The organism is Robinsoniella sp. RHS (assembly GCF_001029355.1).
GTDB classification, from domain to species: domain Bacteria; phylum Bacillota; class Clostridia; order Lachnospirales; family Lachnospiraceae; genus Robinsoniella; species Robinsoniella peoriensis.
This window is the reverse complement of the sequence record NZ_JNGB01000018.1, coordinates 96,572-110,736: the sequence shown is the minus strand read 5'-3', so window position 1 is coordinate 110,736 and position 14,165 is coordinate 96,572. Positions and strand designations below refer to the sequence as shown.

The 14,165-nt window shown below is 41.4% G+C and carries 10 protein-coding genes; 3 read left to right on the top strand and 7 right to left on the bottom strand.

Translation table 11 applies throughout. The annotated features are described in order from the left end of the window. Position 1 precedes the first annotated feature (1 nt). From RHS_RS10010 to RHS_RS09990, 5 genes are all read right to left on the bottom strand, one after another. A complete protein-coding gene (locus RHS_RS10010; RefSeq protein WP_395021971.1) occupies positions 2–2,620 on the bottom strand; it encodes a transglutaminase family protein in 2,619 nt (872 codons plus the stop codon). Positions 2,621–2,674: 54 nt separating this feature from the next. Then, positions 2,675–3,583 carry a carbohydrate ABC transporter permease gene (locus tag RHS_RS10005; protein ID WP_047833093.1) on the bottom strand — a complete coding sequence of 303 codons (909 nt, stop codon included), beginning with the start codon at positions 3,581–3,583 and terminating at the stop codon, positions 2,675–2,677. Positions 3,584–3,595: 12 nt separating this feature from the next. Continuing rightward, a complete protein-coding gene (locus RHS_RS10000; protein ID WP_395021968.1) occupies positions 3,596–4,534 on the bottom strand; it encodes an ABC transporter permease in 939 nt (312 codons plus the stop codon). 75 nt (positions 4,535–4,609) lie between these two features. Then, positions 4,610–6,313, bottom strand: a complete 1,704-nt coding sequence (locus tag RHS_RS09995; RefSeq protein WP_027296710.1) for an extracellular solute-binding protein — start codon at positions 6,311–6,313, stop codon at positions 4,610–4,612. Between the two features lie 362 nt (positions 6,314–6,675). Continuing rightward, positions 6,676–8,931 carry an AraC family transcriptional regulator gene (locus RHS_RS09990; protein WP_047833092.1) on the bottom strand — a complete coding sequence of 752 codons (2,256 nt, stop codon included), beginning with the start codon at positions 8,929–8,931 and terminating at the stop codon, positions 6,676–6,678. A 136-nt stretch (positions 8,932–9,067) separates the two neighbouring features. Between RHS_RS09990 and RHS_RS09985 the strand changes: the two genes are divergently transcribed. Then, on the top strand, positions 9,068–9,367 hold the full coding sequence (locus RHS_RS09985) for a hypothetical protein (RefSeq protein WP_044296537.1): 300 nt from the start codon (positions 9,068–9,070) through the stop codon (positions 9,365–9,367). Here RHS_RS09985 and RHS_RS09980 read toward each other — a convergent pair. Both RHS_RS09980 and RHS_RS09975 read right to left on the bottom strand, forming a co-directional pair. Next, on the bottom strand, positions 9,356–11,041 hold the full coding sequence (locus tag RHS_RS09980; protein ID WP_047833091.1) for a hypothetical protein: 1,686 nt from the start codon (positions 11,039–11,041) through the stop codon (positions 9,356–9,358). The two genes, RHS_RS09985 and RHS_RS09980, sit on opposite strands and share 12 nt — an antisense overlap. Positions 11,042–11,297: 256 nt before the next feature. Continuing rightward, positions 11,298–12,821: a Mur ligase family protein gene (locus RHS_RS09975; protein ID WP_052430963.1), complete on the bottom strand. Its 1,524-nt coding sequence runs from the start codon at positions 12,819–12,821 to the stop codon at positions 11,298–11,300. A gap of 302 nt (positions 12,822–13,123) precedes the next feature. Here RHS_RS09975 and RHS_RS09970 point away from each other — a divergent pair, with 302 nt between their 5' ends. Together RHS_RS09970 and RHS_RS09965 are read left to right on the top strand one after the other, a co-directional pair. Further along, positions 13,124–13,768 (top strand): TetR/AcrR family transcriptional regulator, encoded by a 645-nt coding sequence (locus tag RHS_RS09970; RefSeq protein ID WP_027296707.1) that lies wholly within the window; start codon positions 13,124–13,126, stop codon positions 13,766–13,768. Positions 13,769–13,839: 71 nt separating this feature from the next. After that, on the top strand, positions 13,840–14,130 hold the full coding sequence (locus RHS_RS09965) for a hypothetical protein (RefSeq protein ID WP_027296706.1): 291 nt from the start codon (positions 13,840–13,842) through the stop codon (positions 14,128–14,130). Positions 14,131–14,165 lie beyond the last annotated feature (35 nt).

The window sequence follows — 14,165 nt, the reverse complement described above, 5'->3', positions numbered from 1 at the left end:
CTTACACATTCTCAAGAATCCTTAGCAGCATCTGACCGGTTCCAACGTTATATCCGCTGACTGCGTATACCGCACAGAGATCTTCTTTTAAAGCCACCACCAGGGGCAGCTGATCAGGATCGACATACACGCTCCTGGCAAGAGTCTGTACATTTTCCCCGAAATCATCATACAATATCTGTATATCCGGGAACGCATCCAGCACTTTATGAAGCGCCTCATCCGATCTGTCCGGTTTTTGCCGGAAGATAAAGCACATCTTTGCCCCGGATTTCAAAAATGCTTCCCTGTTGTCATACAATTCATTTAAAATGTGGTCGGAAGGCTCTTTATTTTCTTCCAGCCAAAAAAGGAAAAGCATGTGGGATGCATCCAGAGAAGATGCCATGATCTCCTTCTTATTTTCATCCAAAAGCTTAAAATTATCAACCGTTATTTCTTCTAACATGTCAGAAATTTTTGCTTCTTTTTGGGATAGGGTAATATGCTTCTCCTGTCCCTTTGCCAAAGAGAAATAATATTTTCTGGCAAATTGCGTACCATTTGGCAGACGGTTGACGGTAATCAAACGGTATTCCCCTGCTGCTGCTGGCAGCCTAAGACCCTGTTTACCACAGCGCTGCCCCTCCAGAACAAGGGAATTCCAGCCTTCTTTTTCCAGTTTGCCCAGACTCCAGTTTCCGGAATAAATCCATTCCGTTTCCGACCCGTCCCCCATAACCGTAACGGCGGCATCGGGTTTCGTTTTTTCCAAAACAGCAGCAAAATGCTCCCCGTCATAATATTCCATTGCCCCTTCTGCTTCCGTAAGCCTTGCCGGTATCCCTATTGACCGGCAGACAGCCACAAACAGAATCTTTTTGGATAAAAAACTGCCGGATTTTACTTTTAAGCAGGCACAGGGAAAGGTGATCAGGTTCTCCTGCTCAGCCTCCGGATTTTCCTTTACATGATCTGCAATAAAGTTCCATAGCAGAAGCGGATTATTAATAAAATCCTTCTTTTGCTCCGGACTGAAATATGCACATAGCCAGGTACGCCAGCAGCTCAGCGGCTCTCTGGATATTCTGGGACAAAGCAGGTACGGCACATATATTTCCTTTGGAAACCTATCTGCATAGGGTTTCGCTTCCCTGCAATGCTCTGCCAGGATATCTGCTTTCAGATCCTGATAATCCTTCTCCCTCAGGCTTTCCAGCAATAAAAGTTTATCCTCCCACTGGTTTTCCATCTGGCCGCTCTCCTGCTGCCATAAATTCCATTTCAGGAATCGGATCACCTCATCGCGGTTTCCCCTGGCTGCTTTTAAAATCGGCTGAAGTCTGTCATCATCTACGGATTGCTGTATTGGAAGTGCATATCCTGCATCATCTGCTTTCCCTTGCGGAGCACTCCCTGTAATCCCTGCGAAAACAACTTCCTGATCAAATCCTTCGATCTTTCTGCGCAGTGCCTTTGCCGCAGCTTTACTTTTCTTTCGTCCCAGCTCTTTCTGTTCTTCGGTTAACGCTACCGGATTTACCGGAGCTGCTGCCGGAGGATAGAATTCCAGATCCTCCCAGACATCTGGCTGCCAGGCTTCACCGGACAGCTGCAGAACCGTTTCATTCTCTTCCCGTGTATCGATACATCTTTCTGCGCAGCTTCCGTCTTTTGCTGCAAACAAATACAGGCTTCCCATCCCGGTCAAAAGCTCTGCTTCCCCGTTCTGGTTCGTCCGTACAGATGCCGCCGTATCCAGCTGGGCATAATTTAATATTTGGAAATCTACTTTTGCTCCTTCACAGGGCAGGTTATTCTGATCCAGCACCCTCACTTTGATTTTCCGGGTTCTTGCATACTGACGGGTCAGATTTACCGATACTGCGCTGCCATTTTGAAGGACTTCTCCATGCTGTGGTGCCTCCACATCAAACCATCTTGCTTCTACCAGCATTGCCCTGGAGGAAGCACCGGTGAACCAGCCCTTATTCAAGATCTCTTCCGGTTCACAGGCCCCCAGGAAATACCACTTTCCGTCACACCATACCTCCACCCAGGCATGATTATCATCGCAGTGGGACCATCTTGGCACAAATACCTGTCTGGCAGGAATCCCCAGACTTCGGAATACCGAAACTGCAAATACCGATTCTTCCCCGCATCTTCCGGCCCCGCTGCGGTAAACGGTAAGGGGCGGTGCCGTCCGGTCATCCGTGGTCTGATAAGCCGCTTCTTTGGCACACCAGTAATTTAAGCGGATCACATCTGCTATCCTGTCTTCTCCGGTAACGCAGTCCTTTGCCGCCTCCCGGAAAAATTTTCTGCAGGGTACAACCTCTTCACTGCTGATCCGGTGATAGAGTACATAGTTCAAGAAAATTTCCCCAGGCATATTCCTGCAGTAAGGCTCCTTTTCCCACAGTGCTATTCCATTTTCGGCATAATCTAAAAAAATCTCAAAATCATAATTTGCCGCATCACTCAGAGGCATTATGGCATAGAGATATTTCAGCGCAAACCCCAGGCTGCCCGGATATACGGCAGCCTTCTTTTCAATTTCTTCTCTTTTTTTTCCCAACAGGGAGAGTTTTTTCTTGTAAGCCTCTGTGATCTTATGTTCGTATTCTTCTGAAAACATTCTATATCGTTCCTTTCCAAATCATCCCATCGGGAATGAATTTTCAAACAGGCATCAGCCCTTCACAGCTCCGATCATAACACCTTTTACAAAATGCTTCTGCACAAATGGATAGATCAAAAGTACTGGAAGTGAAGCTACTACTATTGTGGAATATTTAAGGAGGTCTGTCAATCCCCTTTGTGCCGCCACGGACGATACATCACTGATCATAGTATAGTCAATCTGATTCTGTATTAGTATTTCCCTCATTATGATGGTAAGTGGCTGAAGCTTCTGATCCTTTAAATAAAGCATCGCATCAAAATAGGAGTTCCATTTGGCGACACCATAGTACAGGGTCAATACAGCCAGAATCGGTTTACAGAGCGGAGTTACAATTCTCAGAAGGTATTTAAATGGTGTACACCCGTCAATACTTGCCGCTTCATACATCTCATCCGGGATAGAATTTACCATATACGTACGGCAGATGATCATATTGTATGTAGACATTGCACTAGGAATAATCATTGCAAGCCTGCTGTCAATTAAGCCCAGTTTCTGAACTACCATATAAGTTGGTACCAGTCCGCCGCTGAAATACATGGTAAATACAAACAGCATTGCCAGTTTATTTCTTGCCGCAAATTCTCTTCTGGACAGCGGATACGCACAGAGCATTGTCATTACAAGATTTACCACAACACCTACCGCCGTATATAAAATGGAATTAAAAAATCCATTCATAATCTTCGTGTTTTTAAATACAGCCGCATAGCCCCGCAGGGTAGGATTTACGGGAAACAGAAATACTTTTCCACTGACAACTGCCTGGGGATCGGAAAAAGATGCGCTTACAATATAGACCAGCGGCAGTACAACGATCAAAAATACAGTCGTCAATACCACATATACCATTATAATAAATATTTTATCTCCCAATGAGGAGTTTACAAACCTTGACCATTCTTTCTTATTCATGTCTTCTCCTCCTTACCACAGACTTGTCTCGGTAACTTTTTTACAGACCTTATTTACAATCACCAGCAGCACAAAGCTGACAATGGACTGGAACAGGCCTGCCGCCGTCGAGAAACCAAAGTCGGAGTTCACAATACCGACCTTGTATACGAAGGTGGAGATAACCTCAGACACCCCGCTGTTTAAAGAATTCTGCATTAAAAATACTTTGTCAAACCCGATATTCATGACACTTCCGCAGTTGAAGATCAGCATTGTGATAATCGTGGGCAGGATTGCCGGAAGATCCACATGCCAGATTCTCTGCAGCCTGGACGCACCATCCATCCTTGCCGCTTCCTTTAATTCAGGGCTTACACCTGCCAGAGCCGCGATGTAAATAATTGCAGAATAACCCGCTGTCTGCCATAACCCGCTCCACACATACAGTCCACGGAACAGCTTCACGTCCCCAAAGAAATTAATGGGATCAATCCCAATTTTTCCAAGCAGAATATTGATTACTCCCGTTCGAAGATCCATCATCTGCATCATCATTCCTACCATCACTACGGTAGAAATAAAATAAGGTGCATAAGTAACCATTTGTATTGTCTTTTTATAACGCACACTCCGCATTTCATTTAACCCGATTGCCAGTATGATCGGCAGGGGGAAATTAATCAATAATGTATAAACGCCCAGCACAAGGGTATTAATTATAACCTTTGAGCTGGAAGGTGACATCAGAAACTGCTGAAAATATTTAAGCCCCACCCAGTCACTGCCAAAAATCCCTTTTCGGATACTGTAGTCCTTAAATGCCATCAGTATCCCGCCCATAGGAATATATGCAAAAACAAATGCATAAATTGCAGGTATTGCAATAATCAGCCAGAACTGCCAATTAGAAGACTTTATTTTATTATTTTTATCCACACGGATCTTTGCTGTTTTTGTTATCGCTTTCAAGCAAATCCCTCCTTCTTCCAAAAAAAGGCCGTCACCATAACCTGTCTTATGCAACGGCCTCTTCCATTTCTGTTCTTACTTGTCTTTACCCATCTGTCTTTCATATGCAGTCTGGTAAACACTTAATAAGGTCTGCAGTCCGGCATTATCCAGCCCCTGTTTAAAGGACTCCCAGTCTTTATCCAGATCCTTTTGTCCTGTGATAAATGCTACCTGGTTCTCTGCGATATATTTTTCTACTTCGACGCCTACAGTCTGAATATCGGTTGCCTCCTGATCCGTCAGCTTCAGCTGCGGCATAATATCCAGTTCCCCTTCTTTTTGCGCATATGGTTCCTGAAGGTTCTTGCTTGCTTCATAGAGCATTTTTTCTAATCCCTCTGCCGAACCGATATCAACATTGGGATCTACAGCCTGTCCCAGACGATAATCAGCCGGTGCCACACGGATTCCGATATCCTGCCAGTCATGATTCTGAGTATCCGGAGAATATGCATTGATTACTTTATATAAAGCAGGTTTTCCATTTAAGCCCACTTCTCCTTCCGGATTCAGTACCCAGTCCTTGCCTTCCTCTGCGCCGTACTGTGAACTTAAGTCCCCTGTTTCCGTAAAGAAAGTATCCACCCAGCGAAGTGCTGCTGCCGGATCTTTACATTTGTCCGTAATACATAACCCAAATTCATCTACTCCTGAATATTTGAAAAATGGAGTAATCTGTGTTCCGTCCGGTCCCTTCACTGGAGACATTGCAACATAGTCCCGGTAAAATTCATTATTTTCCGCTGGGTCAATAACATCGGAAAGGGTACCTGCTGGTACAAATAATACCGGTTCGTCTTCCTGGTTCATCAGGGTTCTAACCTGTTCCTGTGTCTGGGTAAAATCTCCGTCATAGATATAACCCTGTTTGTAAAGCTCGCTCATATATTTAAGGCCTTCTTTGTACTTATCGTCTGTAGCAACGCAGACTACTTTTCCTTCTGGCGTTACTGCAGTCTTATCCCGTACGGCCTGTTGTTTTCCCGGGTCTAAAATGAATGATCCCATCATCCATTCTTCAAAGTTTGCATACCAGCCATTTTTTGCATTTGCCCCGGCAATTGCAATACCATCCGGCTTGTACTCTTTGAATTTCTTACATACTTCCATGAATTCTTCTGTTGTTGTAGGAATCTCAACACCCATCGCATCCAGGTATTTCTTATTTACCCACATTTTTCTTCCATACATACAATGGTAACAATCATTAATTTCCGCTATGGAATAAATATGCCCATCCGTCTGGCGGGTAAGATCCATATACTGGCTCATCATTTTCATATAATTTGGCATATTCTTCTCAATCAAATCATCCAATTGAATAATAACGCCCTCTTTTACCCCATATTTTGCTAAATTAGGGTCTACACCCAGAATAACATCCGGATAGTCACCTGACTGCAGTGCCATATTCAGCTTATCTCTCCAGTCATCCCTGGTACCAGTCTGGAACGTCAGCTTAATTCCCGTCTTCTCTTCCATATACTTTGTAAAATCATTTGTCGCCAAATCCTCAACATTTGGCATTGTCATAGTAAAAACTGACATTTCAATGGGTTCTTTTACGATCGGATAAGTTCCCACCTCATTTAAATTACTTTCATCAGATGCTGCGTTTGACTCTGTCTTTGCATCTTTGCCATCTACCGTATCGGTACTTCCTCCACATGCTGACAGACTGACTGCCATCGTAAGAGACAATAAAAGTGCAGTGATCTTTACGAATCTTTTTCTCATAGATTCTTCCTCCTTTTCTTTTTTCTTGTTGTCCCAAAGCAGGCTTAAAACTACAAACATAAAAATTTGAAATAATTTTAAGCAAGCCCAATGTGCAATTATACTTTTGAAAAGATTTTCCACAATTCAATCTGTACTTTATAGACAAAGTAATTTTTCAGTTACTAGGTCTACTCCGTACTTTCCATTGTGTTTTTTCACAGTACGCACTAGGTTTTTACACTCTTTTTTATACATTTTTATCACCGCAATAGCAACGTACAAATCTTTTTTTGGACATACAATTTTTGTCAGACCTTGATTTTAGAGGATTTTCACCGCACTTATCATAAAAAAGTACTGCTTCTGTACTTCTTTCATCTTTATTCTATTTTTTTCAGATTACTGGGTGTCGTTCCCATTACCCGTTTAAATGCTCTTCGAAAAGAGTAATCACTGCCATATCCCGTCTGTTCCGCAACCTCTTTTACAGGACATCCTTCTCTTAACAGACGGCATGCATTCCGTATTCTCACCTGCTCCAAAAACTCACTGAATGTAATTCCAAAATAACTTTTAAAATCTTTGTAGAGTCGGTTCTCCGTAATGTGAAGTTCATCTGCCAGCTGTACCAGGGCAAAGTTTGGATTGGAATACCCGGAATTAATCCGGCTTGCCAGATATTCCTTCATCTGGACCGCATACCCTTCTTCTGTCACTTTGGTATACTGCAGATAATACTGTTTCGCCTCACCGATTGCCCGAAAAAGCTTTTCCTGGTTCTCAGCCTTCTGTATGGCTTCCATTATATCTGCAACGGCTTCTTCTTTCTGTACTTTTTCCAGACTTCTGATCGCCGTGCACCGAACCATTTCCAGCAAATGTTCCGTCATAGAGAGACTCATTGTTTTCTTTAAATAGCAATCATTGATATCCGCCATTATTTTTTCCAGTTCTTCTTCTGTTCCCTTTTTAATCGCATTTTCCAAATGTATCTCCATATCAATGGGGAACATGGACACCTCCATTTTGGAAGGAAGGTCCTCTTTGCAAAGGGGAATACGGATACCATAGAACCTGGCGTATTTGCAGATATCCAGTGCTTCATCATACTTTTCCCCAAGCTTTAACAGGTCAGTAACCTCACCGCTGAGTCCTGCAAAAATATAGAGCCTTTTATCGTAATAAAACTTATAATTCAAGCTCTCTATTTTCTGCTTTAATTCATCTTCCGCATAGTATTCCAGTTCTGGAATGATCATTGCATACACCAGCTGGTTTACCTCATAAAGCATATGGGGAAGATCCAGATTTTCCCGGAAATGTTCCTGGACGTATTCCTGAAATTCTTCCACCGATGAGAAAATGTTGTCTTTCAGCGGATCTTCAAATTCCAGCACGGCTACAAAATACCTTTCTGCATCCAGTTCCAGTTTACTGCATTCCAGATCGGCACGCAGGTCATCCTGGGAATCGTATCTTCCATACAACAGCTTCTGGATAACTGCGGCACGCAGAATCGGTTCCTGATACACCACTCTGCTTTGCAGACTTTCCACACTCTCTAAGAACGGATACAGGCCTTCCCAAAAATTACGCGGCTTCTTTCCATCCGCACCTACAATGGTATCACTGCAGTCGCAGTACTTTTTTACGGCATCCTTTCTTTTAAACCAATAAATAAAGCAAATGGCATAGCCGATCAAAATGGAAGTGATACTGAATATAATGATGAAATACTTCATATACCCGATCTTCTGCATCATCACCTTCCTGGGAGTAATTGTGGCAAATGTCCATTCCGTATAAGTGGATTTCACCGAAGTTGTAACAATCTCCGATTGTTTCATATCATTTTTAGAAAGGTACTCCGAAAACGTCTGATAAGAAGTATCCTTTTGTCCTTCATCCCCAATAAAACAGCTGATAATATTACCCTTTTCATCCATAATAAATGCATCATCTTTTTCATCCACCCTGGCTCCGCTCATCAGATGTTCAATGGCACTGTCATTTAATGCAATCGCAACAGCTCCTTTTTCATCCTGAAAGCTGCTGTTGGGTACGGTCTGTGCCATAAATAGGGCAGTTTTCTTTTCCGTCGGTATATCTACAATTGTTCCGGACATATATTTCTTGCAAAAAGTATCTACTACATTTTCATACTCCATACTTCCAAATCCATTTACCGTGTTATATCCGCTTTTCGTTACCGGTGCCACCGTAGGCATTTTAATCAGATAATTTTTACCTGGAAAAAGCAGATAGACTGCCTTTATTACCTGATTTGTAGTGGAATAATCCGGAAACCTCCTGGATAAGAGATACATTTCATAAAATTCCTTTGACTTATCCTTGCTGTAAGCTGAATCAGCCATTCTGCATAATTCCGTGTCCTCACTGATGTAAATTCCCACGTTCTTAATTTCTTCCATCTGCCGGTCAAAGCTGGTAACCGCCTCTGACAGAAACCGGTTCGCCTTTTCCTTTTGAACATCCAGCAATGCCGACTGCGCCATAAAATAAATCACGATAATTGCAAGAGTTGGAGCTGCTAAAATTATAATATAAGAGCAAAACAACTGTATTGAAATTCTTTTATGATGCAAAATCCCTGTAATTTCTTTTTTATTTTTCACATTATTCCTCCCAAGCATAAAGCAATTAAATCTTATATTTTACAAAATCTGACAATCCACAGCTTGTCAATCCTGCACGCTTATGATAATGTTATATCAGAAGTCAGATAAACAGTCCTCAGATAAGGAGCCGCCTATGTTTTTTAAATCAAAAAAACCAAAAGAAATTCTCTGCATCTACAGCAAAGGCAAACTACTCTATCAGGGTGAATTAAAAGATATTCCCCTCAAAGAATCCGTTATTTTAGAAAAAAGCTTAGCTTTCTTTGATGATCCGGATCCCTGTTACATCCACAGAAGTGCTGTCCGCGTGCGATTAACAGAAGAACTGCTTCGTGAAATTCAGCAGGAGACAGCTTTATCACACTGTCCGCTTATAACTGAATATGTTGACCTTCCCCACATGGAAGAATTCACTTTTATATCAGAGCAGTAAAAAATATACTGCAAACCCCAAAAACAATGCGGCATTAAACAGCTTCACAGCTCCCATATGCCTAAGCATAAACCCGGATACCCGGTTGACATTTTTTGTCCTGCTGATTATGAGTATAAAAACAAATGAAGGCAGGCACATAAACGTTACATATATTACAAACAAGAGACAAATCCAGAACATATTGTCTGCTGCATGCTTCATCAAATATAAAATATTTGCCATATAGATCTGCCCGGTGCAAAAGAATTCTCCCAGCGAAATTGCTATCCCCAATCCAAAAACCACAAATAAAAGCACCATGGGCCTTGCCGCATGAACCCGCTTAATCAGGCGGTGATTCCAACCCCGCAGTTTTGCTGGAAGCTGCATTCTGATCTTACCGTATTCTTTTTTCCTTACATTCCAATAGTCAATAAAATAGAATACCGCGGCAATCAGGAATAAAACCGTAATACCAATATTTATTGCTGTTCTTGCTGCTGCAAATGCTCCCTGGTCAATCCAGGATACCGCATAATAAATACCTGCCCCAATTGCAAAATAAGTAATATATTTGCCCGCCAGATACAACAATCCGCTTTTTAAAACCGATGTATCCGTGGTCAGCAAAATGGAAAGCAACATCAGAAGCATGGATACCGCACAGGGATTAAATCCAGCTAAAAAGCCAGATAATGCAAAGGTAAAAAAATCCTTCCCTGTCACACCCTTATCCGTCTTATGATCGGCAGATACGCTTACGAACCGGTCAAACTCTTCGAATTGTGCCTTTCCCCCATCCAGATCTTCTAAAAACCGGTCACAAATATCCTCTGCGCCTGTCAGATACGAATCTCCGTAAAATAAAGCAGGAACCTTCTGATTCTCCTTAGGTACCTGATACTGACGGAAGAATTCCTGCACCAGCATAACATGATTGGCCTCAGCAATGTTATATTCATTCAGTTCAAATTTATCTCCGGCACCATTATCCAAAAGAAAAGCTTTCACTTTCTCACAATCACTACAGGAATAAGTAGAAAAATACACCACAAAATTCTGTTTCGGGTTTTTGTTTTTTCTTTTTAACTGTGCAATCAGTGTATTTACTTCCGCAGCCTCTGATTCCACATTGCTATTTTCCGTAACTCTATCTGCCTGCGCACTGCTATTCCCTGTAACTTTATCTGCTTGCTCGCTGCTATTCCCTGTAACTTTATCTGTTTGCGCACTGCTATTCTCTGTAACTTTATCTGAATCAAAATTGCTATTCCCCGCAGCTATATCTGATGCTCCATCCGCATTTTTTTGACTTTCACTGAAAAAAACCTCTTTCAGATTTTTTTCTATATCCTCATATCCCCAAATCCATTTGGATCCCACAATGAGAACGGGCAGCTGACCATCCTGTTCATTCTTTGCAGCTTCACAAACTTCTTCGAATTTCTTTTTATCCTCCGGTTGGAACGTATTATAAGTGCGGACTTCATATGTAACCCTGCTTTTCTCCTCCGGGGTAAGGCATTTATTGAAAAGCTCAAAAATCTTTTCATCTTCCTTACATGAGGCACAGGCATTGTTATAAAAAAACTGAATTTCAAGCAGATGATCCCTGGCTTTTGCCGGTAATACAGTCATAATTAGCACAAAAATAATTAACAGACCCACACTGGTCTTCATGCATTTTTTCATTTCATACTCCCTTTTTCTACATATTTTGTTAAATTATAACAAAAAACCTCGCTGTTGTCTAATAACTTTCCATATGGGATTATGACAGAGCGTCTACAAAGCGTCCCTTAATCAGCAAAACCCAAATTCAAGAAATTGTTCGCTCTAGAACCTGTTTCTTTTAAGACATAAAAAGAATCCCTCCAAAACAGCAGTGTTTCCATTCACACAGCCGCTATAGAGGGATCATCCCACAAGAAATAAGTTTTTTATAACCTTATAAATATTTTTTAACGAAATTAGCATCTGTAGGATATGCACAGGAGACCTTTCCTATTTTCTGATGTGTCTCACATCCCTTCCCCAATACCAGTACCACACTCTCTTCTTCTGCTTCTTCAATAGCCCTTTTGATTGCGTCTCCTCTGTTTTCAATACATTCATAGGGACAGCCGACACTTTCTACATAACGTGCGATGTCTCCTGAAATATGTGTAAACTGCTCTTCTCCCGGATCATCTGCGGATAGGTATACTTTTTTTGAATACAGGCCCGCGATCAGTCCCAGATCCCTTCTTCTGTTATAAGCTTTATTGCCGGGGCAGCCAAAAACAGATACAATCTTAGAGAAAGGATGCTCCATCAATACTGACTGGAAAAGCTTTTCAAAACTCAGTCTGTTATGGGCATAGTCCACGATCACCGTAAGCCTCCTTTTGTGGCTGACGTACTGCTCCATCCGTCCTTTCACTTTTACCTTTTTCAAACCGGCAATCATATATTCAACGGGAATATGATATAAATACGCAACCGCAATTGCAGCTAATGCATTCTCAACATTAAAAACTCCGGGCATACCAAGTGTGAATCGTTCATCAAAACGTCCGCTTTTTACCCGGAAATTAATCCTCCCTTTTTCCTGTTGGATATCATACCCAAAAATATCGGGTATTCTGCCATTTTTAACGTCCCCATCAATCCGATCGGCTTGTCCTGTACCAAAAGTAATAACGGACTTCGCCAGCCTGGATGCCTGAAGAATCCGGTCTGCCTTATCTGAGTCCAGATTAATGCACGCTGTCTGACATTGTCGGAAAATGGATAGTTTTGCACTGAAATAATCTTCAAAGTCATCATGTTCCGAGGGACTGATATGATCCTCTGATATATTCAGGAAAACACCCACATCAAAGTTCAGCCCCCGCACCCGCTGGTACTTCAGTGCCTGGCTGGAAACTTCCATAACCATACTGCGCTTTCCGGATGATACGGCATTTTTCATATGCCGGTATAGTTCCATAGATTCCGGCGTTGTCATGCTGGATGTTTTATGTTCCACACCATCTTTAACCTCAATAGATGAAATAATTCCCATACTGCGCAGACCAATGGATTTCTGATACTCATCCATAATCGCCTTGATATAATAAGAAGTGGTTGTCTTTCCTTTGGTTCCTGTAATCCCTACCAAATCTAGTTCCCTGGAGGGGTCCTCATAGAACTGCTTTGCTAAAACAGGCATTGCTTTTCTGATATCCTTTACCAGTATGTAAGGAACTTCATAATCCAGGGGAAAATGCTCCTCTCCAATATAACAGACAGCTCCATTTTTGAAAGCCTGCCTGAGATAGTCTATTTTGAATGCTGCTCCTTTACATATAAATAGTCCCCTTTTCATCGTTTCCCTGGAATCAAAAGTTAAATTTTCAATGATCTGATCTTTCTTTCCATATAAACAACAGGATTTTACTAAATTGGCCTGCTGCAATAATTTCAGATATGTTTTAAGCATATAGTGCATTCCACTTTCCCCCTTATCGGTTGATTTTTTCATTATAACGAATAAATGCATCAAAAAATGCATCTGCTTGTATCCAACTTGTAAACTTTATTGTACAAAACCATGCAGACAGTTAGATGTTACTATATATTAGACGCTAAATTTGAAAAAAGGGTTTCAAAAATATTTTAAATATTTCCTTAAGTTCTTAAATATGAAAATATAAAAACTTTTAAGAAGATATTGACATAAAATACCCAACATGCTATATTAGATACATGCAGTATGTATCTAATATAGCATGTTGGAAAGGAGGAAAAAATTTGGCACGGAATAAATATCCGGAAATTACGGAAAACCGCATACTTGAACTGTCCATGAAGCTGTTCATAGAAAAAGGTTATGAACAGACCACATTACAGGACGTTGCAGATGCTATGGGCATGACACGCGGAGCAATCTATCATCATTTCAAAAATAAAGAACAAATGGTAGATGCCGTTACCACCTACATGTTTCATAAAGCAGTGCCTTTTGAAACAATTAAGGAAGATACTTCACTGACTGCTCTGGAAAAATTAAGAAAAATCGTACTCTGCTCGGTGTCGTCTGAGGATCAGGTGAATACTTTTCTGGCATTATCCAAGACTTTTCTTGATAATCCAAAACTGGTTGCTGCGTATTTGAACAGTGTGAAAGAAAATGCAGAAGGGATCTTTCTGGAGTTTATTAAAGAAGGAATGTCAGATGGATCTGTTCAGGCAGAAAACCCCAAAATTGTGGCGGAGCTGCTTTCCGTCCTTATGGAAATATGGCTATGCCCTTTCATTTTTATGGAAAACCGGGAAGACTTTAGAATCAAGCTCAGATATGCCGCAAATATACTTAACAGCGTGGGACTGCCAATTATCGATGATGAATTGCTTACTGTATTTGAGAAACTGGAAACAATATTCCCGGAAAGATAGATTGCTGCATAGCAATTTATTTTTTACAATTTTACATACATTCTGTATGTATATATAAGGAGGTTTTAATTATGACTGAAGAAAGATTTGAGAAAATGATGGAACATGCGGGTGATGTGATTGAGAATACTGTGGAAGGTGTGGCAAGTTTCGTTGACAATTCTTTAGAAGCTGCTGCAAAGCACAGAGCGGTCCGTATTCTCTTTAGAGCAATATCATATGCCGGTTCTCTTGGCCTGATCATAGGTGCTGGTTACCTTGAAAAACACGGGCACCACCTGATTGCTAAGATTTGTTTTATTACTGGCTGCGCTGCAATCGCAACGAATATTATTCTCAGTTTCATATTTCGAAGGAAATAACGTGTCCACCGTCATCAGGGTGGTCTAAAAAACGC